The sequence below is a fragment of the Azotobacter tropicalis genome (assembly GCF_059739045.1).
The window spans coordinates 1584776-1610761 of the sequence record NZ_AP046059.1; the positions used below are offsets into that span (position 1 = coordinate 1584776).

The 25986-nt window shown below is 59.3% G+C and carries 23 protein-coding genes and 3 pseudogenes; 9 read left to right on the forward strand and 17 right to left on the reverse strand.

From position 1 onward, the window contains the following. Window positions 1–88: 88 nt before the first annotated feature. The 5 genes and pseudogenes from Atro_RS07365 to rpoE all read right to left on the reverse strand — a co-directional run bounded on the left by Atro_RS07365 (window position 89) and on the right by rpoE (window position 4148). Window positions 89–1509: pseudogene (locus Atro_RS07365) on the reverse strand (DegQ family serine endoprotease). Window positions 1510–1603: 94 nt separating this feature from the next. Continuing rightward, window positions 1604–1993 (reverse strand): SoxR reducing system RseC family protein, encoded by a 390-nt coding sequence (locus Atro_RS07370; RefSeq protein WP_497927062.1) that lies wholly within the window; start codon window positions 1991–1993, stop codon window positions 1604–1606. Continuing rightward, the gene (locus Atro_RS07375) at window positions 1986–2939 is read right to left on the reverse strand and encodes a MucB/RseB C-terminal domain-containing protein (protein WP_497927063.1); all 954 of its coding nucleotides are present in this window, start codon (window positions 2937–2939) and stop codon (window positions 1986–1988) included. Before Atro_RS07375 ends, Atro_RS07370 begins: the two co-directional genes overlap by 8 nt. Before the next feature lie 8 nt (window positions 2940–2947). Beyond that, window positions 2948–3534: pseudogene (locus Atro_RS07380) on the reverse strand (sigma-E factor negative regulatory protein). A 32-nt stretch (window positions 3535–3566) separates the two neighbouring features. Continuing rightward, window positions 3567–4148 (reverse strand): RNA polymerase sigma factor RpoE/AlgU, encoded by a 582-nt coding sequence (gene rpoE / locus Atro_RS07385; RefSeq protein ID WP_061289897.1) that lies wholly within the window; start codon window positions 4146–4148, stop codon window positions 3567–3569. Window positions 4149–4500: 352 nt separating this feature from the next. On the opposite strand from rpoE, the gene nadB reads away from it, so the two are divergent. Continuing rightward, on the forward strand, window positions 4501–6117 hold the full coding sequence (nadB, locus tag Atro_RS07390) for an L-aspartate oxidase (protein ID WP_497927064.1): 1617 nt from the start codon (window positions 4501–4503) through the stop codon (window positions 6115–6117). On the opposite strand, the gene Atro_RS07395 is transcribed toward nadB, so the two are convergent. Together Atro_RS07395 and Atro_RS07400 are read right to left on the reverse strand one after the other, a co-directional pair. Further along, entirely contained in the window at window positions 6086–6538 is a 453-nt protein-coding gene (locus tag Atro_RS07395) for a protein YgfX (protein WP_497927065.1), read from the reverse strand. The two genes, nadB and Atro_RS07395, sit on opposite strands and share 32 nt — an antisense overlap. Next, window positions 6522–6776 carry an FAD assembly factor SdhE gene (locus Atro_RS07400; RefSeq protein ID WP_497927066.1) on the reverse strand — a complete coding sequence of 85 codons (255 nt, stop codon included), beginning with the start codon at window positions 6774–6776 and terminating at the stop codon, window positions 6522–6524. The genes Atro_RS07395 and Atro_RS07400 overlap by 17 nt, the downstream gene beginning before the upstream one ends. A gap of 120 nt (window positions 6777–6896) precedes the next feature. Here Atro_RS07400 and ygfZ point away from each other — a divergent pair, with 120 nt between their 5' ends. Further along, a complete protein-coding gene (gene ygfZ, locus Atro_RS07405; RefSeq protein WP_497927067.1) occupies window positions 6897–7838 on the forward strand; it encodes a CAF17-like 4Fe-4S cluster assembly/insertion protein YgfZ in 942 nt (313 codons plus the stop codon). A 12-nt stretch (window positions 7839–7850) separates the two neighbouring features. Here the strand turns inward: ygfZ and ung are convergent, their stop codons facing one another. After that, a complete protein-coding gene (ung, locus tag Atro_RS07410) occupies window positions 7851–8549 on the reverse strand; it encodes a uracil-DNA glycosylase (RefSeq protein ID WP_497927068.1) in 699 nt (232 codons plus the stop codon). A 904-nt stretch (window positions 8550–9453) separates the two neighbouring features. Between ung and Atro_RS07415 the strand changes: the two genes are divergently transcribed. After that, entirely contained in the window at window positions 9454–10272 is an 819-nt protein-coding gene (locus Atro_RS07415; RefSeq protein ID WP_497927069.1) for an enoyl-CoA hydratase, read from the forward strand. Window positions 10273–10313: 41 nt separating this feature from the next. Here the strand turns inward: Atro_RS07415 and Atro_RS07420 are convergent, their stop codons facing one another. Beyond that, window positions 10314–10778 (reverse strand): hypothetical protein, encoded by a 465-nt coding sequence (locus Atro_RS07420; RefSeq protein WP_497927070.1) that lies wholly within the window; start codon window positions 10776–10778, stop codon window positions 10314–10316. Between the two features lie 676 nt (window positions 10779–11454). Here Atro_RS07420 and Atro_RS07425 point away from each other — a divergent pair. After that, window positions 11455–12147, forward strand: coding sequence for a pseudouridine synthase (locus tag Atro_RS07425; protein ID WP_497927071.1), 693 nt, complete (start codon window positions 11455–11457; stop codon window positions 12145–12147). 433 nt (window positions 12148–12580) lie between these two features. On the opposite strand, the gene tnpC is transcribed toward Atro_RS07425, so the two are convergent. The 7 genes from tnpC to Atro_RS07460 all read right to left on the reverse strand — a co-directional run bounded on the left by tnpC (window position 12581) and on the right by Atro_RS07460 (window position 19392). After that, complete coding sequence (tnpC, locus tag Atro_RS07430; protein WP_497927609.1) at window positions 12581–14092, reverse strand: IS66 family transposase; 1512 nt, start codon at window positions 14090–14092, stop codon at window positions 12581–12583. Window positions 14093–14173: 81 nt separating this feature from the next. After that, window positions 14174–14509 (reverse strand): IS66 family insertion sequence element accessory protein TnpB, encoded by a 336-nt coding sequence (gene tnpB / locus Atro_RS07435; protein ID WP_497923359.1) that lies wholly within the window; start codon window positions 14507–14509, stop codon window positions 14174–14176. Next, entirely contained in the window at window positions 14506–14832 is a 327-nt protein-coding gene (tnpA, locus tag Atro_RS07440; RefSeq protein ID WP_497923361.1) for an IS66-like element accessory protein TnpA, read from the reverse strand. Before tnpA ends, tnpB begins: the two co-directional genes overlap by 4 nt. A 678-nt stretch (window positions 14833–15510) precedes the next feature. Beyond that, window positions 15511–17151: a chaperonin GroEL gene (gene groL, locus Atro_RS07445; RefSeq protein WP_497927072.1), complete on the reverse strand. Its 1641-nt coding sequence runs from the start codon at window positions 17149–17151 to the stop codon at window positions 15511–15513. Between the two features lie 46 nt (window positions 17152–17197). Beyond that, window positions 17198–17491, reverse strand: a complete 294-nt coding sequence (locus Atro_RS07450; protein ID WP_349572128.1) for a co-chaperone GroES — start codon at window positions 17489–17491, stop codon at window positions 17198–17200. Between the two features lie 635 nt (window positions 17492–18126). Next, window positions 18127–18594, reverse strand: a complete 468-nt coding sequence (locus tag Atro_RS07455) for an FxsA family protein (RefSeq protein WP_497927073.1) — start codon at window positions 18592–18594, stop codon at window positions 18127–18129. 66 nt (window positions 18595–18660) lie between these two features. Beyond that, the gene (locus Atro_RS07460) at window positions 18661–19392 is read right to left on the reverse strand and encodes a HugZ family pyridoxamine 5'-phosphate oxidase (RefSeq protein WP_497927632.1); all 732 of its coding nucleotides are present in this window, start codon (window positions 19390–19392) and stop codon (window positions 18661–18663) included. A 111-nt stretch (window positions 19393–19503) separates the two neighbouring features. Between Atro_RS07460 and Atro_RS07465 the strand changes: the two genes are divergently transcribed. Genes Atro_RS07465 through Atro_RS07475 form a run of 3 tightly spaced genes read left to right on the forward strand, consistent with a single transcriptional unit; the run spans window position 19504 to window position 22251 of the window. Next, a complete protein-coding gene (locus Atro_RS07465) occupies window positions 19504–20262 on the forward strand; it encodes an SDR family oxidoreductase (RefSeq protein WP_497927074.1) in 759 nt (252 codons plus the stop codon). A gap of 41 nt (window positions 20263–20303) precedes the next feature. Next, window positions 20304–20714, forward strand: a complete 411-nt coding sequence (locus tag Atro_RS07470; RefSeq protein WP_497927075.1) for an MGMT family protein — start codon at window positions 20304–20306, stop codon at window positions 20712–20714. Beyond that, entirely contained in the window at window positions 20704–22251 is a 1548-nt protein-coding gene (locus Atro_RS07475) for an AmpG family muropeptide MFS transporter (protein ID WP_497927076.1), read from the forward strand. The genes Atro_RS07470 and Atro_RS07475 overlap by 11 nt, the downstream gene beginning before the upstream one ends. A 95-nt stretch (window positions 22252–22346) precedes the next feature. Here Atro_RS07475 and Atro_RS07480 read toward each other — a convergent pair whose 3' ends face one another. Next, window positions 22347–22826 (reverse strand): YajQ family cyclic di-GMP-binding protein, encoded by a 480-nt coding sequence (locus Atro_RS07480; protein ID WP_497927077.1) that lies wholly within the window; start codon window positions 22824–22826, stop codon window positions 22347–22349. Window positions 22827–22975: 149 nt separating this feature from the next. On the opposite strand from Atro_RS07480, the gene Atro_RS07485 reads away from it, so the two are divergent. Together Atro_RS07485 and Atro_RS07490 are read left to right on the forward strand one after the other, a co-directional pair. Further along, window positions 22976–23926 carry a putative 2-dehydropantoate 2-reductase gene (locus tag Atro_RS07485; RefSeq protein ID WP_497927078.1) on the forward strand — a complete coding sequence of 317 codons (951 nt, stop codon included), beginning with the start codon at window positions 22976–22978 and terminating at the stop codon, window positions 23924–23926. Window positions 23927–23971: 45 nt separating this feature from the next. After that, window positions 23972–25985: pseudogene (locus Atro_RS07490) on the forward strand (sensor histidine kinase). Window position 25986 lies beyond the last annotated feature (1 nt).

The following is a 25986-nucleotide window of genomic DNA, read 5'->3' on the forward strand; positions in this document are numbered from 1 at the left end:
CTGATCAACATTGCCAACGTCACGCGCTACCCTGCTTTGACAACCATGAAAAGGGCAGCTTCATCGCCCTTTTTATCTCCACAAGGCCTTATTCGGCTAGCTTGAAAGTAATGAAACTAGCCCGTCCCTGGCGCAGCACTCGCATGGACACCGAGCGCCGCTCCGGCAATGCGCCAGCCACCTCGGCAAAAGCTTTCACCGAGTCGATCGCCTGATTGTTCAAATGAGTAATCACATCGCCAGGCCGCAAACCGACCAAGGCCGCCGGACCGTTCAGCACCTCACGAATAACCACCCCCCCTTGATATCAAGGGACTTTTTCTGCTCGGGGGTCAGTTCAGTCACCGTCACTCCCAAGCGGTTGCTGCTCTGCTCTACCCCTGCGACACTCGGCTGAACTTCGCTTTCTTCCTCTGGCAATGCACCTACTGTGATAGCAATATTCTTCCGCTGGCCATCACGCACAATCTCAAGATTAGCTTTAGTGCCAGGCTTCAATCCACCAACCATGTGCGGAAGATCAGCCGACATCACAATCGGATGTCCATCCAAACTGAGAATGACATCGCCAACCTGCAAGCCACCTTTGGCTGCCGGCCCTTCTTCCAATATTTGAGCAACCAGTGCCCCAGCCGGCTTGTCCAGTCCGAAGGACTCGGCTAAGTCCTTGTTGACCTCTTGAATAACCACACCCAGCCAGCCTCGGGTGACCTTGCCACTCGCCTTAAGTTGATCTGCAACCCCCATGGCAACCTCGATGGGAATAGCAAACGACAACCCCATGAAGCCACCCGACCGAGTAAAGATCTGCGAATTGATGCCAATCACCCGACCATCCAAGTCAAAGAGAGGCCCACCGGAGTTGCCGGGATTAATAGCTACATCAGTTTGAATAAAGGGAACATAACTCTCGTTCGGCAGACTTCTTCCCGTGGCACTAATGATGCCAGCAGTCACCGAATGGTCGAAACCAAAAGGCGAACCGATGGCCAGAACCCACTCGCCCACCTTCAACTCATCGGTACGCCCCAGCTTGACACTGGGAAGGTTGTTGCCCTTGACTTTCAGCAGGGCTACATCGGTAAGCGGATCGGCCCCGACCAACTCGGCCTCGAGTTCGCTACGATCGGACAGTCGAACAATGATTTCGTCGGCGTCCGCAACCACATGATTGTTGGTCAATATGTAACCATCAGCCGAGATGATAAACCCTGACCCCAAGGAATGAGCTTCGCGCTGCTGCCCATTATTTGGCGTACGGGGAACCTGCGGGATACTACGCTCCAAGAACTCTCTGAAGAGCGGCGGAAGATCATCAAGATCTGGCATACCCTGTGTCAGGGTACGATCAGGAAGCTTCTGCCGAGTACTGATATTGACTACTGCCGGAGAGGCTGCCTCCACCAACGCAGTAAATTCCGGCAATTGCGCCTGTACGAACAACGACTGCCCAAACAACAAGGCGCCAGCCAAAAAAGGGGCGAAGGACTTAAAACCCAGCCTCAACATACTGCTCCTCCACTCAAAAAGCTACACACCTGACATACTCCTTAAGGAACGTCAAGCAAGACACGCACCACTACTGGTTGCAATGCCGGATCGCTCATCTGGCACCGACTTGCAATGCACACCACACTCCAAATAGAGATAAACCCAAGAAGGCAGAGGAAATTACTAATAGCTCTCTAAAAGCAAGCAATTGAGCGACAATGCCGAAACCAAGCAGGCCCAGCAAGGGAAATAAATAGACCGCAAGAGCGCTGCTCAACAGGAGGTTTTCTCGAATGCCAACTATTACCAAGTCGCCAACTTTAAGCGGCATGACCGACAAAGCACGAATGCGCCTGCGACGACCCGCCTCCCCCAAGCCCTCAAGCATCCGCTGGCCACAACCAAAATTTGTCTCACAACGAGAGCAGGGCGCTTTACCTTGAATCTCAACCCATACCCCTCTAGGCTCGACTGCCATCACCCGGCCCGATTCTTCAATCATCTCGATCAGCCGGCGCCTCACCTGGACGCATCGACAGCGCTATGCGCTCGGCTGTTCCCAGAGGAATCTCGCCAATCACCGTAACCATCATATCGCCATCTATCGTTGTCATACGCTTGGATACTGCAACAGTTGGCCCCAGCTGGCTGCGCGCATCTTCAACAAACTCATCATGCAAGGGCTCGATAAACACTGAAAAACGCGCCAAGCCATCACCGTACATCAAATAGGTAATAGTTTCACCCGAAACAGAGCTGGGCCGAATATGCATATCACGCACAATGAAGCCCGGAGGCAGCCACTCGGAACGCCATGCCGCCTGCTTAATTTCGGAGGCTTGTTGGATTTCAACCGGCCGGCAGGACGGCCCCGGCTCTAGCTTATCCTTGGCAAGTGCTGTGGACGTATCTAGTTGGGCAAACTGGAAACGCTCAAGTAACTGGCCTTTCTCATTCAGCAGGAGGGACTTGAGGGGAAGCGAGGTTTCGCGATCAAGATACAACTCGAAACCATAGCGATACTGATCACGCGGCAGGATAGTCAGCACTACTGCAGCGCGGCCAGCGACCCTAGACTCGCCAGCCATTCGAATATCATACCATTCGACCAATTTCTGTGGATCTAACGGCCGAGCTGGCCAAGATTCTCCTTCGAATAACTGATCGACCAATGCATTGCTGCTGCACTGCAGGCGCCCATTGACACGCATTATCTCGACAGGCGCCCCATCCAACTTCAAAAGGCGCTCTCTGGACTCTCCATTCTGACCGGCTTGGTGCCAGATCGCATGCGTGGAAAAAGTACCATTACGTTCATAGACAAAAATGCCTTGAAAACTTTGCTGCCTCTCTGCCTTTAGTAGACGGGTCAGCCAGTTTTGTGCGTCGGCAGCATGTACAGGCATCACCAAACTACTGCCAAGCACAAGCAGAGAAAAAAAACGCATGCGTCCTCTTAGCGATTATCTAAGCTGGCCGCACGGGCATAGGGCAACGCAGTCTCAGCGCCATTCACAGCCGACTGCTGCACATGCTGACGAAGATAGACCGGAAGCCTTTTCTCATGCCACTCTGAGGTCTTATCCGCTTCTTTCGACAAGGACTCTTGGGGCTGTGCAGCTCCCTCGATATATCCCGCCAAAACCGGCGCCCCCTGCACCTGCGGAACCGAGAGAGAGGGCTGCGAGGCCTGCAGAGCCACTTCGGCACTATTCATTTCGCCTTGGTTGTATAGGCGAACCCCGCCAACACTGCAACAGTCACTGAGGCCGCTACTGCTACACGGCCAACAATTCCCCAAGAGGAGAATCTAATCCTTGGAGCTGCCTCAGCATCCAGTGCGGCTGACACCCCTGCAGCAATATTCAAACGCGGCTCCAGCAATTCCCTATGCATAGCCGCCCGTGCCAGTTGATAACGAGACCACGCAGCCCGAAGTTCGGCATCATCCTTGCTAGCAGCAAGCACTCGATGCAACTCCACCTCGTCCGCCTCGTCATCCATCACTGCGGACAGCGACTCATACAGGGCTTCACGACTCATGACGATACCTCTCTCGGCTGACGGCCGCAGTCTCAGGTTTCCTGCAGTAATGGCTGCAGCGCTTTATCAATTGCTTCACGCGCCCGAAAGATGCGTGAACGCACAGTGCCAACCGGACATTGCATGACACTGGCAATATCTTCATAACTCAGTCCATCAAACTCACGCAGCGTCAACGCCGTACGCAAATCTTCTGGCAATTGTTGAATGGTACGATGCACAGTGGCCTCGATTTCATCTCGCAGCAACGAGCGCTCCGGCGACTCGATATCCTTGAGAGCATGGTCGCCCTCATAAAATTCGGCATCACCTGCACTCACATCGCTATCTGGAGGGCGTCGCCCTCTGGCCACCAGATGATTTTTCGCAGTATTGATAGCGATACGGTACAACCACGTATAGAAAGCGCTGTCGCCTCGAAAGTTGCCAAGCGCACGATAGGCCTTAATAAAAGCCTCCTGAGCCACATCCTGAGCCTCATGGGCATCATGCACAAAACGCACAATCAAACCGAGAATTTTGTGCTGATATTTCAGCACTAGCAGATCGAAGGCTCGTCTGTCACCACGCTGCACCCGCTCGACCAATTGCTGATCTTGCTCCTGGTTTAACATGAAAACTCCTCGTTAAACCCTCGGGGACGCAGCATCAGACACCGGATCACCTTATCTCTATTGACACGGGCATTAAGCAAAAGTTCTCCCCCCAAGCGAGGCTTCCCGTAAAAAGTGAAAAACTCCGAACGGATCAAGCAACCTGAACTACCCGCCATGGGAATAGTCACTCACTAGGCTAACCCAGCCCTTCTCTGAGCTTTCACTACCGCCAACCGGTGTGCCATCCTGTTGCAGCCGGTTTTTGACGTCTAAAAAGATACAGAGTTCCCCCACCGCTCTGCAGCCAAGTCGGCGCCTGCGCCAAGCCCGACCTCTCCTACTAGCCTTTGTTTTTTCCGGATTTTTCGACATGAGCCAACATTTTCAGCATGATATTCTGATCATTGGCAGCGGCGCGGCCGGCCTGACCCTGGCACTCAATCTACCGCCTCACCTGCGCATTGCAATTCTGAGCAAGGGAGAACTATCCAATGGCTCCACCTTCTGGGCTCAAGGAGGGGTTGCCGCCGTGCTAGATGATACTGATACCGTCGAGTCTCATGTCGAAGATACTTTAATCGCCGGTGCAGGTCTCTGCAGGCAGGAGGCGGTTCGCTTTACAGTGGAGCATAGCCGGGAAGCCATCCAATGGCTGATTGAACAAGGCGTACCCTTCACTCGCGAAGATCCGACGCTTCGTGATGATGGTGGCTTTGCATTCCACCTGACCCGCGAAGGTGGCCATAGCCATCGGCGCATCATCCATGCCGCCGACGCCACCGGTGCAGCCATCTTCAAAACCCTACTGGCCCAAGTACAGAAGCGGCCGAATATTGAACTGCTCGAACAGCACGTTGCCATCGACCTGATTACCGAAGGCAAGCTCGGCTTGCCGGGCAGGCGATGCCTGGGAGCCTACGTGCTCAATCGCCAGAGCGGCGAAGTCGATACTTATAGCGCGCGCTTTACCACCCTGGCCTGCGGCGGGGCAGCTAAGGTCTACCTCTACACCAGTAACCCCGATAGCGCCTGTGGCGATGGCATTGCCATGGCTTGGCGTGCCGGCTGCCGGGTGGGCAACCTGGAATTCAACCAGTTCCATCCCACCTGCCTATACCACCCGCAAGCCAAGAACTTCCTGATCACCGAAGCCCTACGCGGTGAAGGCGGGTTGCTCAAGCTACCGAGTGGCGAGCGCTTCATGCCACGCTTCGATTTCCGGGCCGAACTGGCTCCCCGGGATGTCGTGGCCCGAGCCATCGACCATGAAATGAAGCGCCTCGGAGTCGACTGCGTGTATCTGGACATCAGCCACAAACCAGCGGACTTCGTCCGCTCGCACTTCCCGACCGTTTATGAACGCTGCCTAGATTTCGGCATCGATATTACCCGCGAACCGATTCCCGTGGTGCCTGCTGCCCACTATACCTGCGGCGGCGTCGTCGTTGATAACCATGGCCGAACGGACATCCCCGGCCTTTATGCTGTCGGCGAAACCAGCTTTACCGGTCTGCACGGTGCCAACCGCATGGCCAGCAATTCTCTGCTCGAGTGCTTCGTTTATGCCCGCTCCGCAGCACTCGATATGGAGGAACAAATGGCTGACATCAAACTACCCCACAATCTACCGAGCTGGGATGCCAGCCAAGTTACCGACTCCGACGAAGATGTGATCATTGCACACAACTGGGACGAGCTGCGGCGCTTCATGTGGGACTATGTCGGCATCGTGCGCACCAGCAAACGCCTGCAGCGAGCCCAACACCGCGTCAGGCTGCTGCTCGGCGAAATCGACGAGTTCTATAGCAACTACAAAGTCAGCCGCGACCTGATCGAATTGCGCAACCTGGCCCAGGTTGCCGACCTGATGATTCGCTCGGCCATGCAACGCCATGAAAGCCGCGGACTGCACTACACCTTGGACTATCCGGATATGCTGCCCGAGGCCCGCGACACTATTCTGGTGCCATCCACCTACGCCGACTGAACTTAAGCCGTACCCGCAACTGACGATGAACATCCCGCGCCAGTGCATCACGCGGGATGCATACCTCCCTCACCCACCGACTCTCCGGCAGGCGGAAGCGCAAGATAACAGCCAACGGTAAAGCCAGACTGTCCGGCCGCAACTGCACTGATTGCCAGCCATCACGTACACTCCACAACTGCCAACCATCGGCAGTGCTGCGTACTCCACGGAAAGCCGCAACGTGGGACAGCAGGATCTGCCTGGGCAGACACCAGACCGCATGCGCCAGGCACCACGAGATACCAAGCAGGCGCCCCCAAGAAGGAATATCGGCTAGTGCAACGGATGTCACGGCAAGCGCCTGAATAATCAGATAGGCCGCCAACAACTGCCACGAAGGGTGCCAGCGGCACTCAAAGACATCACTTGGGTTGGACACGATCCAGAATCATGTTCACCATGCGGCGCAAGTCAGGATCTGTTGGATCTTCCCGACGCATAAACCAGCCAAACATGTCCTGATCCTCGCAGGTCAGCAGCTTGCGGAAACGGGCCTGATCCTCGGCATCCAGAGCAGAGTAGGCCTCCTTCACGAAAGGTACCAGCAGCACGTCCAGCTCCAGCATGCCGCGCCGGCTGTGCCAGAAAAGTCGGTTGAGTTCGATATCATCGGCCATGGAGTGGGCTCCTTGAAAGAGGACCGCATTATAGCGGTGTCGTAGCGCGACGACACCGCTGACAAGGCATGGACCGGTCTCTATGATGACAGCTACCCATTATCAACTGCAGTGATGCTCATGGCCGATTCCGCTTTCTTCTGTCCATTGACCCACGAAGGCGTGCTTGCCGTTCGCGGTCCAGATGCCGATAAATTTCTTCAGGGGCAACTGACCTGCAACCTCAACTACCTGAAGGACGGCAGTTCCAGCCTTGGCGCCCGCTGCACACCCAAGGGACGCATGGTGTCGAGCTTTCGTCTCCTCCCCGAACGGGACGGCTTTCTCTTGGCCATGGCCAGCGAATTGATCGAGCCACAACAGATAGAACTAAAGAAATTTGCGGCCTTCTCCAAATCTCAGCTCAGCAATGAAAGCGGTACCTGGGGCCGCTTCGGCCTCGTAAACGGCGATGTTGCTCTCGCCGACTTGGGGCTGGATCTCCCTCAGGAAACCGGCCAGGTCGTGCGCAATGGCGAAATCATCGCTATCCGCCTGGAGGACGGGCGCGCTGAGATCTGGGCACCAGCCAAGCAGACTGAGGCGCTGCATGCCCGGCTGGCCAGCCACTTGCCCGAGGCCCCGCTGGAGCGCTGGTTGCTGGCACAGATCCGCGCCGGAATCGGCCAGGTTTTCGGCGCAACCCGCGAGCTTTTCATCCCGCAAATGATCAACCTACAGGCGGTCGGCGGAGTGAGCTTCAAGAAGGGCTGTTATAGCGGTCAGGAAATCGTCGCGCGCATGCAGTATTTGGGCAAGCTCAAGCGCCGCCTCTATCGTCTGGCGCTGGAGGGCGGAGATACGCCGGCGCCAGCCACCGAGCTATTCTCTCCGGTACATCGCACCAGTGTCGGCGAAGTGGCTCTGGCCGCCCCAACAGAGAACGGAGTCGAACTACTCGCTGTACTGCAGGAAGATGCTGTCGAAGATGGCCGCATCACCCTGGGCACTCTCGAAGGTCCCGCCCTCCATCTACTCGATCTCCCCTATGAACTGAACCATGAGTTGGAAACCCAGCGCTAAGCAACTCTGCACTCAAGGTTCTTCAGGCAGGCGCCAATCAATCGGCGTCTCGCCATGCTGCTCGAGAAATTGGTTGGCACGGCTGAAATGGCCATTGCCAATGAAGCCGCGATGGGCTGACAGAGGCGAGGGATGCGCCGAACAGAGGATCAGGTGCTTGCTCGCATCAATTAGACGCCGCTTGCTCTGCGCATGAGAACCCCAGAGCATGAACACCACATGCTCCCGCCGCTGGCTGACTACCTCGATTACCCGATCAGTGAATTGCTGCCAGCCCCTGCCGGCATGCGACCCCGCAGTACCCCGCTCCACCGTCAGCGAGGTATTGAGCAACAGCACGCCCTGCTCGGCCCAGCGCTGCAGATAACCGTGCTTCGGTATGTCGACGTTCAGATCGCGCTTGAGCTCCTTGAAGATGTTCTGCAGCGACGGCGGTACTGGTACACCCGGCTGCACAGAGAAGCACAAGCCATGGGCCTGACCAGGGCCATGGTAAGGATCCTGGCCGATGATCACTACTTTGACCTGATTCAAGGGCGTCGAATCCAGTGCATTGAAGATGAGTGCCCCCGGCGGATAGATTTCCTTGCCAGCCGCCTTCTCCTGCCGCAGGAAATCACCCAACTCCTGCATATAAGGCTTTTCGAACTCGTCTTGGAGCACCTCCTTCCAAGAAGCCTCTAGCTTGATACGGCCCTCAGCACTACCCATATCTTTCCCTCTTGCAGATGACCGCGGCACGCTAGAGAAGCCCCGTAACCAAGTCAAGGCACAGCTTCTTGCCATGATCCCTCCAAATGTCGCCATAACAACATGAGACGCCCATTCATCTCTGCAGCGGAAGACCTGTTTGGCTGCCATGAATACGATGTTCAGCCTCGCGATAACGCTATATGACCACTCTCCATGAATGAGTACCAGTTAACTTGAACTCACCGAAGAACCCTACTGATTGATAATGCTTTGACCATTTCTAGGCGCGGACTACCAATCAAGGCGGCAAATATTGCTTTTAACCGACGGCACTCCATCCGACCGGCCGAAATAGCTACTTGGGCCTTGCATACCAACGCAACGGGCTGACGAACAACAGTCTTGGCCGCCGCCCAACAGCTGCTCTCACCTGCTGGCGATATCCATTGCTCTGCATGGTCAACAAATACCTCGTCTCTGCCACCGTCAGTACCGATGCACTGACTGTTATTGCCCATACCGGGAAAAATGGGCTAATGCGCCAAGAGTGCCCAATCATCGCTTTCGAAGAAGTGTGCAGCCCTGTGAATGAGAGCATCCTCCCGACGGGCCTGTTGGTTACAAATTGGCTGGACCACGACGATCCGCAGGCTAGCCTTTAGGATGAAATGGCCAAGCGCTTGGCCACTGACCAGCGCGCAGAGTTCTGCAACGAAGCCCTGCAACTCCACGGCAGTTATGGCTATCCGAACAACTAGCCGCTAGGTCACCGAGCGCATGACAACCATGTGCAACAGCCCCTCGGAGGCAACAGCGAAATCATGCGGGCAATCATCGCCCGCCATCTGTAAGAGAAGGGCGACACACAGGAGCGACTGTAGCACTGCAGCCGAAGCCGTCAGCTTGCCCCAAGGAAACCACCATGAGTCATGCTGTAGAAACCTATCATCCCGGCCTGTTCGATCTGACCCATAAGTTGACTGTGGAAAAACACGGACATACCGCGTTGATCACCATCAACCACCCGCCAGCCAATACCTGGGATCGCGATTCGCTGATCGGCCTGCGGCTGCTGCTTGAGCATCTCAACCGCGACAACGATATCTATGCCTTGGTGATGACCGGCCAAGGAGAAAAATTCTTCAGCGCCGGCGCCGATCTCAAGCTGTTTGCCGATGGCGACAAAGCACGCGCCCGTGAGATGGCTCGTCGCTTTGGCGAAGCCTTCGAGGCTCTGCGCGACTTTCGAGGCGTCTCTATCGCTGCGATCAACGGCTATGCCATGGGTGGCGGCTTGGAATGCGCACTGGCCTGTGACATTCGCATCGCCGAGCGCCAAGCCTTGCTGGCCCTGCCAGAGGCCACTGTGGGTCTGCTCCCTTGTGCAGGAGGCACCCAACTGCTGTCCTGGTTGGTCGGCGAAGGCTGGGCTAAACGCATGATCCTCTGCGGCGAACGGGTGAACGCTGAGACAGCCCGACATATCGGACTTATTGAGGAGGTCGTTGAACCTGGAGAATCCCGTGGCCACGCTCTACTGCTGGCAGCTAAGGTGGCGCAACAGAGCCCGGTCGCGATCCGTACCATCAAGCCACTGATCCAGGCTGCTCGCGAACGAGGACCAAACGCCTGGCTGGCGACAGAGCGCGAGCGCTTCGTCGATCTCTTCGAGGCCGAAGACACCCGCGAAGGCGTCAATGCCTTTCTCGAAAAGCGTACGCCACAATGGCGTAACAGATAGAGAGGCCTCCGCCAGGCTGCCGGATACGGGCAGCCCAAGCTTCAGTCACGCCAGTTGTCCCAGTCATCCTTCTCATGCTGGCGGCCCCGGTCGTGCCAGCGTTCCTGATCTGAGGAACGCCGGGAACGATCCTTGTCCCAATCATCGCCCCAGTGCCAGTCGGAATGCCTATCCTGCTTGCGGGGCGCACCGCGCCACTCTTGGCGCCGCTCATGACGATCCTCCCAACGTCCGTTGTAGCGCGGAGTCTCCTTTTGCTCCGTGCGCCAGTCGCGACTGGGAGAAGCAGATCGGTAGACCTTGTCCGAAAGATGCCGGTGATCATCGTGTTGGGAAGGGTATCGATAGGCATCGTTACGATAATGATAATGATAATGGTATGCTCCATCATCGCGAGAATCATAATGATGGTCATCATGGCCATAATCGTCGTAATCATAGTCGTATACGGCACATGCGCTTAGAAATAAACCTAGCAGGGCAACCAGCAGAGATCGATATAACATGGTGGATGCACTCCTAACACAACAAAGGCCAGCATAAGCTGGCCTTTACTAGACGACATCCTTTTGACATTGACTGGGCACGTCCGTTCAACAATTACCCTTCTTGGCTTGCCCCGGCGGACAGAAATTTCCGCCATGACCTCCATGATCACCACCGCCTAGATCAAGGTGAACACCATCTCCGAGTTCAGCACGAACCCCCGGCGCACTAAAACTGCAACCGCTCAATAGTAGAACTGCACCTAAAAGGCACATAGACAAGCCACGCATTGAACACTCCTCGCATCATCTATAATGCATAAAACCAAAGAAAAACAATAAATTAAAGCGAGTCAGCAGATAAAATCTGCAAATTTTATGAGGTCATTCTACGCATGGATGCTTATTCTTTGCCATTACCCTTCGGCGGACTTGTGCACTGGTTCGGTGAAGAAAAATATTTTTGCACCATATAAGTGCAATTTTGATATGAGCTTGCATACAAACTTCAAGCGCTGCCTCGGATTCGGCAACGGCAACACGTGTAGCTTGGGAAGCTCGCCACCGAGCCAAAATACATACTGCTGTTTTTCCAAACCGATCAGTCCCGACTTCATACGTCAGTCTGGAAACCTTCGCGACCAAGGCTGCCTCTGTTCCCGCTACCTGCAGCAACTGCACAACGAGGTCGCCGCCGATGCGCCTTGATCGCTTTCTTGGCAATCAGCCCCGCTTCAACCGTCGGGATGCCCGCCTGCTGCTGGCCAGCGGACGGGTGCGCATTGATGGCCAAGTGGTTCGCGATGGGCGCTTTGAAATTCGCGAATTCAACCGAATCGAACTGGACGACAAGCTTCTGCAGCCTGGAAGAGCAGCGCGCTATTTCATGCTGCATAAGCCAGCAGGAGTGGTCAGCGCCACCAGCCATGAGCGGCACCGCACCGTACTCGACTTGCTGAGTGCGTCGGACAGACAAGAACTACATCTGGCTGGACGACTCGACCTCGGCACCACCGGCTTGCTGCTGCTCACCAATGATGGGCACTGGTCCCGCCGCATTACCCATCCGCAGCACAAGTTGGCCAAGGTGTATTATGTGGAAACTGCCGAGCCGATAGGCGAGGAATATATCGAGACATTTGCCCGTGGCCTCTATTTCGCCTTCGAGGATCTAGTCACCCAGCCTGCTCGTCTGGAGATTCTCGGCAACTGCAGTGCACGACTGACACTGTTTGAAGGGCGATACCATCAGGTCAAGCGTATGTTTGGACACTTTCGCAACCGCGTGCTGCGCCTGCACCGAGAAAGCATGGGGCCATTGAAGTTGGATCCGTACTTGGAGCCCGGTCATTACCGTACTCTGACACAGGAAGAAATCGGCCTGGTTTGAAGAGAAATGCTCAAGGCTGAGTCGAGCCTGCGCCTCTTCTTCCAGCGCCACGGTGCCAGTTTCCTGCCTCGCTCGAGCAAGCCGGGCCAGGAGAAAAAGCCCTTCAAGCGTTAGCTATCTGCACATGGATATCCCTTAGACGCGGACCGCCGAGGGTAAGGCCTGTCGATCGACCGCACCACCCAGTTCGTCCAGGCCGAGCTGTACGCGCAGGCCACCCGAAAGACTGCCGTCGACCTCCTGCAATCCACCCTGAAGGCTTTGCCGTATCGCGTCCACACGATCCTGACCGACAACGGCATCCAGTTCGCCCAAAAAGACTGGAATCGAGGCTTACCGGACGCATCCGCTCGATGCGCTCTGCCAGCGCATGGTATTGAACATCGCCTGACTAAACCCTTCTATCCGTGGATCAAGGGTAAGCGGCCGGGCATCACACCTTGCAGGAAGGTTTCCAGTTGTGTGGCAGCAGCTGGGTGATCTCGCTGGCCTTCTGCGTCGGCAGCCGGGTCAGCACATCTTTCAGATAGGCATACGGATCATGCCCGTTCAGGCGTGCCGATTGAATCAGCGTCATCAGGGCGGCCGCACGCTTGCCGCTGCGCAGTGAGCCGGCGAACAGCCAATTTGCGCGGCCGATGGCCCACGGGCGTATCTGGTTTTCGCACCAGTTGTTATCTATCGCCACCATCCCGTCATCGAGATAGCGCACGAGGGCCGTCCAGCGCTTGAGGCAGTAGTCGAGTGCCTTGGCGATGGCCGTGCCTTCATGCACCAACCGGCGCTGGGTGAGCATCCAGCCGTGCAGGGCATCGGCGATGGGCTTGGCTTTTTCCTGGCGTATTCGCCATCGCTCGTCGGGCGGCAGGTCGCGCACCTCGCGCTCGATGTCGTACAGCTGACCGATGTAACGCAGAGCCTGCTCGGCCAGTTGACTCTGGTTGGCGACATGCAGGTCGTAGAACTTGCGCCGGGCATGGGCCAGGCAGCCGATCTCGGTCACGCCCCGCTCGAAGCAGGCCTTGTAACCGGCGAAGTCGTCGCAGACCAGCTTGCCTTTCCAGTCGCCCAGGAAGGTGCGGGCATGCTCGCCGGCACGGCTGGGGCTGAAGTCGTAGACCGTCGCACGCAGCCCGGCGAACGGGCTGGGAACGTAGGCCCAGACGTAGGCGCGCTGGGTCTTCTTCATGCCCGGCGCGAGCATCTGCACCGGGCTCTCGTCGGCATGGACGACGTTCTGCTCCAGGACTATGTCCCGCAGCGCATCGACCAGTGGTTGCAGTTGCACGCCGCAACGGCCGACCCACTGCGCCAGGGTCGAGCGCGGGAGGGCGAAACCGGCCCGGCCGAAGATCTTTTCCTGCCGGTACAGGGGCAGATGGTCGGCGAACTTGGCCACCATGACCTGGGCCAGCAGCCCGGCAGTCGGGATGCCCTTGTCGATCACCTGGGCCGGAACCGGCGCCTGGATCAGCGTTTCGCATCGTTCGCAGACCCATTTGCCGCGGATATGTTGCTCCACCGTGAAGACGCCCGGGGTGTAGTCGAGCTTTTCGCTGACATCTTCACCGATGCGTTTGAGCTGGCAGCCGCAGGAGCACTGCGTGGTGTCCGGCTCGTGATGGATCAGCGTGCGGGGGAACTGCGGCGGCAAGGCCGTGCGCTTGGGCTGCCGGCGTGGCTCGGTAGCGGCGGGAGCTGGAGCCAGTTCCTCGAGCTCGGCTTCGATGGCCGCGATATCGGTATCGAGCAGATCGTCCAGCAGGCTGAGCTGGGCAGCCTTGAGCTGCTCGCTGCGCCGGGCAAACCGATGCCGCTTGAGGACGGCAATTTCGTGAGCCAGCTGCTCGCCGCGGGTTTTGTAGTAATGGACCTGCTGCGTCAACTGCGCCGCCAGTTCGCGCAGTTGCTCGGGAGTCAGATGGTCGAAGCAAGCAGAAGTCATGGCGCCGAGTGTGCCTGCCTTGATCGCCATCGACGATAGACCGTTCGGTCAATTGCGCGGCATGGGGCACCTGACGGCCAACTATAAAAGGCGGATTTCGGCCCCCGATCCGACCCGCTGCCAAGGCAGCCCGACCACCAGTGCCTGAAGCTGCTCGGCGCTCAGTTCAAACTGGGCACCCTGCCAGCTGCCCGGCCAGACGAAGCGACCTCGGTTCAGCTGGCGCGAGGCCAGCCAGACACCGAAACCATCGTGAACCAGTACTTTCATGCGGTTGGCCCGCTTGTTGGCGAACAGGTAGGCGTTGTGTGGCTTCGCCGCACCGAAGACCTCCACCACCCTGGCCAGCGCCGTTTCCGTTCCGGCCCGCATATCCAGCGGTTCGGTGGCGAGCCAGATGGCATCGATACGGATCATTGCAGGATCTCGCGCACGAACCGGGCACAGCCCTGCGCATCGCCCGCAGGCCAGTGAACGGTCAAGGTCGTACGGCGATGAGGAATTTCGATACGGATGTCCGCGCTGGATGAGCACTCCGCTCGCGCCGGCGATTCAAGCGCAAGCGGGATGAACGCCGGCAGGGTTTCAACCGCCTGGCTGCGAGCCGTGCGTATCCATTTATGGACAACGTTGCTGTTGATGCCATGGCTCAGCGCCACGCTGGCGACGGAGGCGCCGGGCTGGCCACACTCCTGCACGATTTGAGCCTTGAAGGCCGTGGAATAGGAACGACGCTGCATGATTTCCCGCTTGAAAGCCTGGAGATGGTGTCCACGATAAATAGGTGGACACCATCTCTTAGCCTGGCGGGCTCAAACCAGATGACTTGGCCGGACGCTTACGATCAAGGGCCAGGTCGAGCGGATGAAACGAACGATCAAGGACACCACGACCAAGACGTTTCACTGCGCCTCGCTCAAGGATTTCCGATCGCCTCTTAGGGACTACCTCTGGGCGTATAACAGCGCTCGCCCACCTCATGGGACTACATTGTCAGGACGCTTCGCACCCCGCCGTTACCGGCGACGCACTGCCCCTAGGCTACTTTCTGGCTGAACAGAAGGTCTCGTGCCCCGACCACCTTGCGGTTTTCGGGTGAGACAATGACAGCTATGGCTTGCGCCCTACGGATAGGAGCAGCCAGCTTTTGGACACGATCTCCCATACCTCCCCTGTACTCAAAATACGAAATACAGGCTCAGTACGAATATCATTTTATGGTCCCCACGGTGGAAGACCGGATATTTAGGCAACGAATTGCCGAATCCTTAGCGCCTTGACGGCACCCTAGATCCGGGCTTTGTCGCCCGGATCTAGGGTTTTTAGAGCTGTTTTGCGGGAAAAGCGATCACCAACCATGTGGTGACCGCCTAGGATGTAGCCCGCTAGGTACTCCTACCTATACGACTCTCGTCGCACTACATCATACCGCCCATACCACCCATGCCACCCATATCCGGCATGGCCGGAGCAGGCTTGTCTTCGACGATGTCGGCGACCATGGCTTCGGTGGTGATCATCAGACCGCCGATGGAGGAGGCAGCCTGCAGGGCGGAACGGGTGACCTTGGCTGGGTCGAGAATACCCATCTCGATCATGTCGCCGTATACGCCGCTGGCCGCGTTGAAGCCAAAGTTGCCAGAGCCCTGCTTGACCTTGTCGACCACCACGCTCGGCTCGTCACCGGCGTTGGCGACGATCTGGCGCAGCGGCGCTTCGACAGCGCGACGCAACAGAGCGATACCGACGTTTTGATCTTCATTGTCGCCCTTCAGGCTTTCGATTGCCTGCAGTGCACGCACCAGCGCCACGCCGCCGCCGGGAACCACGCCCTCTTCCACCGCAGCACGGGTTGCGTGCAGGGCGTCTTCGACGCGGGCTTTCTTCTCTTTCATCTCGACTTCGGTAGCAGCACCGACCTTGATCACGGCCACGCCACCGGCCAGCTTGGCCAGACGCTCCTGCAGCTTCTCGCGATCATAATCGGAGGAAGTTTCCTCGATCTGCTTACGGATCTGAGCCACGCGAGCTTCGATGTCGACCTGTGCGCCGGCACCATCGATGATGGTGGTGTTTTCCTTGTTCAGCACGACACGCTTAGCGTTGCCCAGGTGCTCCAGGGTGGCGCCTTCAAGGCTCAGGCCGACTTCTTCGGAAATCACAGTGGCACCGGTCAGGATGGCGATGTCCTGCAGCATGGCCTTGCGGCGGTCGCCGAAGCCCGGAGCCTTGACCGCAGCGACTTTGACGATGCCGCGCATGTTATTGACCACCAGGGTGGCTAGGGCTTCGCCTTCCACGTCCTCGGCGACGATTAGCAGCGGGCGACCGGACTTGGCCACAGCCTCCAATACCGGCAGCAGTTCGCGGATGTTGGAGATTTTCTTGTCGACCAGCAGCAGCAGCGGGTTGTCCAGCTCCGCGACCATGGTGTCCGGCTTGTTGATGAAATACGGCGACAGGTAGCCACGATCGAACTGCATGCCTTCGACGACGGACAGCTCGTTCTCCAGACCCGAACCCTCTTCGACGGTGATCACGCCTTCTTTGCCGACCTTGTTCATGGCTTCAGCGATGATGTTGCCGATGGATTCGTCGGAGTTTGCGGAGATGGTCCCCACCTGGGCGATCGCCTTGGAGTCGGCACACGGCTTGGCCAGCGACTTCAGCTCGGCGACGATGGCCACGGTAGCCTTGTCGATACCGCGCTTCAGATCCATGGGGTTCATGCCGGCGGCAACGGCTTTCAGGCCTTCGTTGACGATGGCCTGGGCCAGCACGGTGGCAGTGGTGGTACCGTCGCCGGCTTCGTCGTTGGCTTTGGAGGCAACATCCTTCACCAACTGGGCGCCCATGTTCTCGAACTTGTCTTTGAGTTCGATTTCCTTGGCTACGGACACACCGTCCTTGGTAATGGTCGGTGCGCCGAAGCTCTTGTCGAGGACCACGTTGCGGCCTTTCGGGCCGAGAGTAGCCTTGACGGCATCAGCCAGAACATTCACGCCTACCAGCATTTTCTTGCGGGCGGAATCACCGAACTTGACTTCTTTTGCAGCCATTTTGATCGTTCCTCAATCTTGGATTTTCTACGGAGACTCGCGGGAATCAGGCTTCGATGACAGCGAGGATTTCGTTCTCGCCCATCACCAGCAGATCTTCGCCATCGACCTTGATGGTGTTGCTGCCGGAATAAGGTCCGAACACCACCTTGTCACCGACCTTCACGGCCAGCGGACGGACTTCGCCGTTGTCCAGCACGCGACCAGTGCCGACAGCGACGACTTCGCCACGGTTCGGTTTTTCGGCAGCGGAGCCCGGCAGCACGATACCGCCAGCAGTCTTGGTTTCTTCTTCGCTACGACGAATCACGACGCGGTCATGCAGAGGACGAAGCTTCATTGTCGATCTCTCCTAGTTTTTCTATCGTTTCGGCAACCGATGCCTTCATCGGCCCGTTAGTAAAAGCCGGCATTGCCGGTTGCGGCCCGCAGCGCGGGACCACGGAAGATAGCCCGCCTTCCGGCAGGAACCTTGCGGTGACCGCTAGATGTGGGCGTCCAAGAGCATTTCAAGAGTGGTCGAGAAAAAAATTCCATCCATCGATCGGCCGGACCGCTCAGGACAAAAAGAGGCGACCCCTGAAAAAACGGCGCCGTAGTGGAATAGATTCCGCATCCAGTCAAGCCGGAACCAGGAGACATGGAAGCAGCCTGTATGTTCAGGCCAGACCAGCGCGGTAGAGTCTGCGCGCCGTTGAGGCGGCCAGACCGGCTAGCGCAGTTTGTAGCAGCTGGGATGTGGAGCCCGTGAGTAGAGAGCGCACGGCTGTCGCGCTGATCCACGCTGACTGCCAGTCGCAGTCGCCGCAATTCGGTTACCAAGGCCTCTACGAATGACTTTCGGCTGCAGGCAAGCTACCAAAAGTCGCCTTGGCAACCTGCATGCGTAAGCTGCTGACCACGCTTAACGCCATGCTCAGGACTCAAAGCCTCGGGACCACCCGCTCCATGGCGCGTGACTTCGAAGACGATTACTCAGTCATCCCGACGCTCGTATTCACCCTCGATCACGTTGGGACGAGCAGCCTCGGGGCCGGATGGCCTGGAGCGGGCAGCCAGATCGTCGAAAAAGGCCCGCTGACGCAGCGCCTGCTCTTCGGCACGTCGACGCAGACGATCCAGCAATAGGCGACGCGTGAAAGGCAACAGGCAGGGCACAGCCAGCAAGTCGCTGAGGAAGCCCGGTAGCAGCAGCAAGCCGCCGCCAATGGCGACCAGCAGCCCCTCGAGCATTTCCTGCTCCGGCAATTCGCCGCGGGCCAAGCGCTCGCGAGCCCGCCACGCAGTTGCCACACCGGCCAGGCGCAGGACCGAGCCCCCTACCAAGACACCGAGAACGATCAACAGCAGGGTCGGCAACACACCGATCGCGGAGCCAACCTTGATCATCACCGCCAGCTCAAGCAGGGGGAAAAGCAGGAACAACAGTAGAAAAGCACGCATCAATGGTTTTCCTGGGCGGAAGGACACCTTCCTTTCTGAAACTAAATGGGGCCGGACACCGTCAATTCAAGCGTCATCTACCTCGGCGCTCGGCCAAGTCTCGGCGCGAGCCAGCTCTACCAAGGCCTGACGCACCATGACGGGATTGTTACAGGGTGTTGGAAAGGACAACCAGTACAGCGCCTGACCGATGCGCAGATGGAAGCCTTCGCTGTCGATACCGACCATTTCTGCCGGCTCATCGGCCGGCAGCCCCGCCAGTCTGAGGTAATGCGCGATGGCTTCGCCATGGTCGCGGTTCATATGCTCGATCATAGAGGCCTCAGCCTCTCCAGCGAAGGGGTTGGTCAGTTCCACACCATCCAACCAATGGATCGAGCCGAAACCACCGATAAAACGCCAGCGCACCGGCTCCAGCACCCAAAAATCGAAATCGTGGGCCCGATGATAATTTCGTGCGGCCGGGAAATAACGGTAGTAACGCGCAGCAGCAGCCTCGATCAGCGACTCGTCCAGCAACTGCCGGGCTTCGGCCATGAGCGTCAGGCGCCCGGAGGCCTGCACGTCGAGTGCGCCGCGCTCGCCGACCAGCAATGAACACCTGCCATCGGCCTGCAGGTTGCGGGTGTGCTGGGCGATCCGACTGATCAGGAGCAACGGTCGCCCCCCTGCATCCAGGCAATAAGGGACCGCCGATCCGAAAGGGAAGCCAGGCAGGCTCTGGGACAGGGTTGCTAGCGCTCCGCGGTACTCTTTAAGTAATAATAGTCGGGCATCCTTTAAGTCCTTTACCTTCACGCTCACCTTATGACTCCTCGTCGAAGATCCGCTGCAGCGGACAAGTGTCCAGCATAACGAGTAACGGCACCGGCAAGGCAACAGTGGATCCATCCCAATGAGGGATATCAGATGCAACTGAACGATAAGGTCATCATCATCACTGGAGGTTGCCAAGGGCTGGGGCGGTCCATGGCCGAGTATCTGGCAGCCAGGGGCGCAAGGCTCGCGCTGGTCGACCTCAACGCGGACAAGCTCAACGCAGCCGTCACGGCCTGTCGGGAGGCCGGCGGCGAGGCGCGTGCCTACCTGTGCAACGTCGCCGAGGAAGAAGAAGTCATACGGATGGTCGGCCAGGTGGCGAAGGACTTCGGGGCGATCAACGGTCTGGTGAACAACGCCGGCATCCTCCGCGACGGCCTCACCGTCAAGCTCAAAGATGGCGAATTGAGCACCCTGAGTCTGGCCCAGTGGCAGGCGGTGATCGACGTCAATCTGACTGGCGTGTTCCTCTGCACACGGGAAGTCGCGGCGAGAATGATCGAGTTGGGCAACCAGGGCGTGATCGTCAACATTTCTTCCATCTCGCGCGCCGGCAACATGGGTCAGGCCAACTATTCGGCGGCCAAGGCCGGGGTGGCAGCCGATACTGTGGTCTGGGCCAAGGAGTTAGCCCGCTACGGCATTCGCGTGGCAGCCATCGCGCCCGGATTTATCGAGACCGAGATGACCGCCAGCATGCGCGCCGAAGCGCTGGAAAAGATGACCGCCGGCATCCCGCTCAAACGCATGGGCAAACCTGCGGAAATCGCCCATGCCGCCGCCTTCATCTTCGAGAACGACTATTTCACCGGTCGCGTCATCGAAATGGATGGCGGTCTACGCTTATAGAAAAGGTGGGCTCCGGGCAAAGATCCGGAGCCGTTTCCCCCATGCCTTCTGCAGATATCCTCCCCCCTTACAAGCACACAGTGGAAGACGCCGCTAGCCGCCGGCAGGCCCTGTACCAGACCCTGGCGCAAGTGCCACCCGGCCAAGTGGTCAGCTACGGACGCCTTGCCGAGCTGGCCGGCCTCGGTCGAGCTGCCCGCTGGGTCGGTCGCATCCTGGCGCAACTGCCGGAAGACACCCACCTGCCCTGGCACCGTGTGATTGCCGCCGACGGCCGACTCAGCCTGGCGCCGGGCACCCTCGCCGGCGACGAGCAACGTGCCCGCCTGCGAGCGGAGGGGCTGGCCATACGCGACAATCGGGTGGATATTCGCCGGCACGGCTGGAATCCGGATGACGCTGCGGTTAGAGTGCGCCCTTTGCCCGTCACCATGAAGTCCCATGCCCCATAAATCCTGGCGCGATGCCCTCGCCGCCTATGCCAGCCCCGCCGCCTTGGCCTTGCTGCTGCTTGGCTTCGTCGCCGGCTTACCGTACATGCTGGTGTTTTCCACGCTGTCGGTCTGGCTGCGTGAGGCCGGGATCGCTCGCCAAACCATCGGCTATGCCAGCCTGATCGGCTTGGCCTATGCCTTCAAGTGGATATGGGCCCCCCTGCTGGATCAGTGGCGCCTGCCGCTACTCGGCCGTTTGGGCCGGCGGCGCTCCTGGCTGTTGCTGTCACAGACACTGATCGCCCTGGGGCTGGCCGGGATGGCGCTGTGCGACCCGCAGAATACCCTGCCATGGCTGATAGCCCTGGCCGTGTTGGTCGCCTTCGCCTCAGCCACCCAGGACATCGCGGTGGATGCCTATCGCCTGGAGATTGCCGAAGGCAGCCGCCAAGCCGCTCTGGCTGCTAGCTACATGGCCGGCTACCGGGTCTCGGCCCTGCTGGCCACTGCCGGCGCCCTGTATTTTGCCGACTGGTTCGGCTCCACTCACGAGATCTACAAGCTTTCCGCCTGGGGCTCCACCTACCTGGTGTTCGCCCTGCTGATGTTGCCCGGTCTGACCACCACCCTGCTGATGCGCGAGCCTGCGGTCCCCCTGCAGACCCAGCAGGAGGCAGCGCGCTACGGCTTCAACCACCAGATGCTGTCGATTCTGGTGCTGATCGTGCTGATGGTCTCGGTGCCGGCCACCTTCACCCAGCTCTACAACAGCGACATCCTGCTGGTGCTGCAGGGCCGTATGGGCGTGGTCGAACTGATCGGCGAGGACCGCGCCTTCCTGCGCTTCCTGCTCTACCTCATCCTCACCACCCTGTGTCTGTCGGCCATGGGGCGTCGCAGCCTGGCGCCGGTGCTAACCCCCATCAGCGACTTCATCCACCGCTATCGCTGGCAGGCCCTGCTGCTCCTCGGCCTGATCGCCACCTATCGTCTGTCGGATACGGTGCTCGGTGTGATGGCCAACGTGTTCTATATCGACCAGGGCTTCACCAAGGAGCAGATCGCCAGTGTCAGCAAGCTGTTCGGCCTGATCATGACCCTGCTCGGCGCCGGCTTCGGCGGCCTGCTGATCGTCCGCTTCGGCATCCTGCCGATCCTCTTCATCGGTGGTGCGGCCTCCGCCGCCACCAACCTGCTGTTCCTCATGCTCACCAGCATGGGCGCCAACCTGGAGATGCTGATAGTGACCATCTCCTGCGACAACTTCAGCTCCGGCCTGGCCACTTCGGCCTTCGTCGCTTATCTGTCGAGCCTGACCAGCCTGAAGTTCTCCGCCACCCAGTACGCCCTGCTGAGCTCGATCATGCTGCTGCTGCCGCGGCTGATCGGCGGCTATTCCGGTGTGCTGGTGGAAAAGCACGGCTACGCCCAGTTCTTCCTGTTCACCGCCCTGCTCGGCGTACCGACCCTGCTGCTGATCCTCTGGCAGTCGCGGCAACAACCTCTCGCTCCCGAATCCTCCGAAGACGGCAATCCCCTTACCGAAAGATCCTGAGCCACGGCTCGCCCCGTGTCGCAATCGTCCTGGCCTGACAGCGACGATTGCGTTTCCGGACACATAGGCGCCCGGCACTCGGAGTCTGAAGCAGGTCAGTCGCGAAAGTTATTGAACTGCAGCGGCATCCCCAACTCTTGGGTACGCAGCAAGGCGATGGCCTCTTGAAGGTCGTCGCGCTTCTTGCCGGTGACGCGCACCTGCTCGCCCTGGATCGCCGCCTGTACCTTGAGTTTGGCGTCCTTGATCAGGGCGACGATCTTCTTCGCCAGTTCCTTGTCGATGCCTTCGCGCAGAGTGATCTCCTGCTTGACCACCTTACCCGAGGCGTAGGGATCCTTGTATTCGAGACACTGGATATCGATCTTGCGCTTGATCAGCGCCAGCTTGAGGATCTCGATCATCTGCTCGAGCATGAAGTCGGCCTCGGCGGTCAGGGTGACCGTCTTCTCCTTGAACTCGAAGCTGCCTTTGCCACGCAGGTCATAGCGCCGGTCGAGCTCTTTGACCGCATTGTCGATGGCATTGGTGACTTCGTGCTTGTCCAGTTCGGACACCACGTCGAACGAGGGCATGGAATTCCTCCAGTTGGGGCGCGGCCGGAATCGCGGCAGGCGCCGGGCTTGACGGTTGAAATGACCCCTCATTATAACGGCTCGGCCAAGGGGCACTGCACACAGACTATTGCCCTTGCCCGCCCCAGAGCTTACCAGCGAGTCTAGCTATGCCCCTGTCCCCGTTCGATGCATCCCAGCCTCCTGCCAGCAAGACGATCTGGCACGTGCTCGGCGCCGGCAGCCTGGGCAGCCTCTGGGCCGTGCGCCTGGCCCGCGCCGGCCTACCGGTGCGGCTGATCCTGCGCAGCCCGCAGCGGCTAGCCGCCTACCGGGCAGCAGGCGGCCTGCGCCTGGTGGAGGACGGCACAGAGCATTTGTATCCGATTCCGGCCGAAAGCCTCGGCGCCGATATCCCCATCCACCGCCTGCTGCTGGCCTGCAAAGCCTATGACGCAGCACCGGCGGCCGAGAGCCTGGCGTCCCGCTTAGGGCCAGGCGCCGAGCTCGTCCTGCTGCAGAACGGCCTCGGCAGCCAGGAAGCGGTCGCCACCCGGTTGCCCGGACGCCGCTGCCTACCAGCCTCGACCACCGAGGGTGCTTTCCGCGATGGCGACTTCCGGGTGGTATTCGCCGGCCAGGGCCATACCTGGCTGGGCGACTCGAGACAAGCGCCGGCCTGGCTAGACGAACTGTCCGCAGCGGGTATTCCTCACACCTGGAGCGAGGAAATCCACACCCGGCTGTGGCGCAAGCTCGCCCTCAACTGCGCGATCAACCCGCTCACCGTCCTGCACGACTGCCGCAACGGCGGTCTGCAAGCGCATGCCGAGGAAGTCGCTGCGCTTTGTGCCGAGCTGACCGAACTGCTGCGCCGCTGCGATCAGCCGGTCGCCGCCGAGGGCCTGCAGGACGAGGTCGAACGGGTAATCCGGGCCACCGCGGCGAACTATTCGTCGATGCATCAGGACGTGGCCTGCGGCCGACGCAGCGAGATCGCCTACCTGCTCGGCCATGCCTGTCGCGAGGCCGGGCGCCGGGAGCTGCACCTGCCGAATCTGGAGGCACTACAACAACGGCTGCAGCGGCATCTGGCCGCACGCGGATTGCCGGTCGACTGAGGCCCGCGCTAACCTGCCCTCACATCCACCGCCACGTGATGCTCTATGGTTCTGCGCCAGCGCCTTGAAAATCTGCCAGTCGGCCAAAAACTCCTGGCGGCCTTGGTGGTTCTGCTCGCCACCGTGCTGCTGCTGGCCAACCTGGCCTTCATCAGCGCCGCCTACTGGATCTCCCAGCAGAGCATGACTCCTCAGGCGTTAAGCACGCTGGGTCAGTTGATCGCCAGTCCGCAGCTCGCCGAACAAGCCCTTGCCTCGCCGGAAGCGGCCCGGGAAGTGCTGCTGCGCCTGGAGGCCTATACGCCGCTGCGCAGCGCCGCCCTCTATGGCCGCGACGGACGGCTGCTCGCCCAACTGCAGCGGGGCGAGACGCTGCATCTGCCGGCGCAGGTCGACAAGTTGCCGGCCTGGCGGCTGCTCGAATTCCGGGTCACCCAACTGGTCGAGCTGCCACAGCCGGGACAGCCCCCCGGCCATCTGCTGCTGGTCGCCTCCAGCGAGCTGCCCGGGGCTTCTACACCGGAACCCTCAGCGCCAGCCTGCTGATCCTCGCCGTCAGCGTACTGCTGTGGATGCTGGTCGCCCGGCAGATTCGCCGGCTGATCACCCGGCCGATCCGCAGGCTGGAAGAGCTTTCACGCCGGGTCACCCTTGAAGAGAACTATTCGCTGCGCGCCAAACGCGGCAACGAGGACGAGATCGGCAGCCTGGCCGACGCCTTCAATACCATGCTGTCGCGCATCGAGGCTCGCGAACAGCAGCTCAAGCGCGCCCGCGACGAGGCACAAAGCGCCTTCGATCAGGCCCAGAACCTGACCGAGGAAACCCGCCGCTTCAATCGCAAGCTGGAGCTGGAAGTCCAAGTACGTAGCAAGATCGAGAAGAAGCTCACCGGCTTTCAGAACTATCTCAACAGCATCATCGACTCGATGCCTTCGGCCCTGATCGCCCTCGACGAACAGCTCTACGTCACCCAGTGGAACCAGGAAGCCAGCAGCCTGTCCGGAACCCCTCTGCAGGAGGCCTTGAACCAACCGATCTTCCTCGCCTTTCCGCCGTTGCAGCCGTTCCTCGACCAGCTCCGGCACACCGCCGAGCGGCACCGGGTAGAGAAGATCGAGCGTGTCACCTGGATGCGCAACGACGAGCCACGCCACTACGCGCTGACCTTCTATCCGCTGATGGGCGGAGGTGGACGCGGAGTGGTGATTCGCATCGACGACATCACCCAACGTCTGTCCATGGAGGAGCTGATGGTGCAGTCGGAGAAGATGCTGTCGGTCGGCGGTCTCGCCGCCGGCATGGCCCACGAGATCAATAACCCGCTGGGAGCCATCCTGCACAATGTGCAGAACATCCGCCGGCGCCTGTCGCCAGAGCTACCGAAGAACCTGGAGCAGGCGGAGGAATGCGGCGTCTCGCTGAGTGCGGTGAACGACTATCTGACCCTGCGCGAGATACCGCAACTGCTTGACGGTATCCAGCAGGCCGGAGCCCGTGCGGCAAAGATCGTCAGCCACATGCTCAGTTTCAGCCGACGCAGCGACCGGCAACTAAGCCCCACTCTGCTCCCGCCGCTGATCGACCAAGCCCTGGAAATCGCCGGCAACGACTTCGCCCCGGCGGATAGCTTCGACTTCAGGAACATTCGCATCCAGCGCAACTTCGACCCCAATCTCGGCCGGTACTGGTCATCGCCAACGAACTGGAACAGGTACTGCTCAACCTGCTGAAGAACGCCGCCCAGTCCATCCATCAGCGCCATAACGGCATGCCAGGGCTCATCACTTTACGTACCCGCCTCAACCCGCCATGGGCGGAACTCAGCGTCGAGGACAACGGTGTCGGTATTCCGGAGAATGTCCGCAAGCGCATCTTCGAGCCGTTCTTCACCACCAAGGAAGTCGGTCAGGGCACCGGCCTCGGCCTGTCGGTGTCCTATTTCATCATCACCAACAATCACAAGGGGCAGATGGAGGTGCAGTCACGGCCCGGCCAGGGCAGCAGCTTTACCCTGCGCCTGCAACTGGCCGAGACACCGGAAGGCGCCGAACTCTAAC

Bases quoted from the DNA above. Each gene is read 5' to 3' on its own strand.
- Atro_RS07370 (WP_497927062.1), bottom strand. From the start codon at position 1,993: ATGATTGAAGAATCGGGCCGGGTGATGGCAGTCGAGCCTAGAGGGGTA.
- Atro_RS07375 (WP_497927063.1), bottom strand. From the start codon at position 2,939: ATGCGTTTTTTTTCTCTGCTTGTGCTTGGCAGTAGTTTGGTGATGCCT.
- rpoE (WP_061289897.1), bottom strand. From the start codon at position 4,148: ATGTTAAACCAGGAGCAAGATCAGCAATTGGTCGAGCGGGTGCAGCGT.
- nadB (WP_497927064.1), top strand. From the start codon at position 4,501: ATGAGCCAACATTTTCAGCATGATATTCTGATCATTGGCAGCGGCGCG.
- Atro_RS07400 (WP_497927066.1), bottom strand. From the start codon at position 6,776: ATGGCCGATGATATCGAACTCAACCGACTTTTCTGGCACAGCCGGCGC.
- ygfZ (WP_497927067.1), top strand. From the start codon at position 6,897: ATGGCCGATTCCGCTTTCTTCTGTCCATTGACCCACGAAGGCGTGCTT.
- ung (WP_497927068.1), bottom strand. From the start codon at position 8,549: ATGGGTAGTGCTGAGGGCCGTATCAAGCTAGAGGCTTCTTGGAAGGAG.
- Atro_RS07415 (WP_497927069.1), top strand. From the start codon at position 9,454: ATGAGTCATGCTGTAGAAACCTATCATCCCGGCCTGTTCGATCTGACC.
- Atro_RS07420 (WP_497927070.1), bottom strand. From the start codon at position 10,778: ATGTTATATCGATCTCTGCTGGTTGCCCTGCTAGGTTTATTTCTAAGC.
- Atro_RS07425 (WP_497927071.1), top strand. From the start codon at position 11,455: ATGCGCCTTGATCGCTTTCTTGGCAATCAGCCCCGCTTCAACCGTCGG.
- tnpC (WP_497927609.1), bottom strand. From the start codon at position 14,092: ATGACTTCTGCTTGCTTCGACCATCTGACTCCCGAGCAACTGCGCGAA.
- tnpB (WP_497923359.1), bottom strand. From the start codon at position 14,509: ATGATCCGTATCGATGCCATCTGGCTCGCCACCGAACCGCTGGATATG.
- tnpA (WP_497923361.1), bottom strand. From the start codon at position 14,832: ATGCAGCGTCGTTCCTATTCCACGGCCTTCAAGGCTCAAATCGTGCAG.
- groL (WP_497927072.1), bottom strand. From the start codon at position 17,151: ATGGCTGCAAAAGAAGTCAAGTTCGGTGATTCCGCCCGCAAGAAAATG.
- Atro_RS07450 (WP_349572128.1), bottom strand. From the start codon at position 17,491: ATGAAGCTTCGTCCTCTGCATGACCGCGTCGTGATTCGTCGTAGCGAA.
- Atro_RS07455 (WP_497927073.1), bottom strand. From the start codon at position 18,594: ATGCGTGCTTTTCTACTGTTGTTCCTGCTTTTCCCCCTGCTTGAGCTG.
- Atro_RS07465 (WP_497927074.1), top strand. From the start codon at position 19,504: ATGCAACTGAACGATAAGGTCATCATCATCACTGGAGGTTGCCAAGGG.
- Atro_RS07470 (WP_497927075.1), top strand. From the start codon at position 20,304: ATGCCTTCTGCAGATATCCTCCCCCCTTACAAGCACACAGTGGAAGAC.
- Atro_RS07475 (WP_497927076.1), top strand. From the start codon at position 20,704: ATGCCCCATAAATCCTGGCGCGATGCCCTCGCCGCCTATGCCAGCCCC.
- Atro_RS07480 (WP_497927077.1), bottom strand. From the start codon at position 22,826: ATGCCCTCGTTCGACGTGGTGTCCGAACTGGACAAGCACGAAGTCACC.
- Atro_RS07485 (WP_497927078.1), top strand. From the start codon at position 22,976: ATGCCCCTGTCCCCGTTCGATGCATCCCAGCCTCCTGCCAGCAAGACG.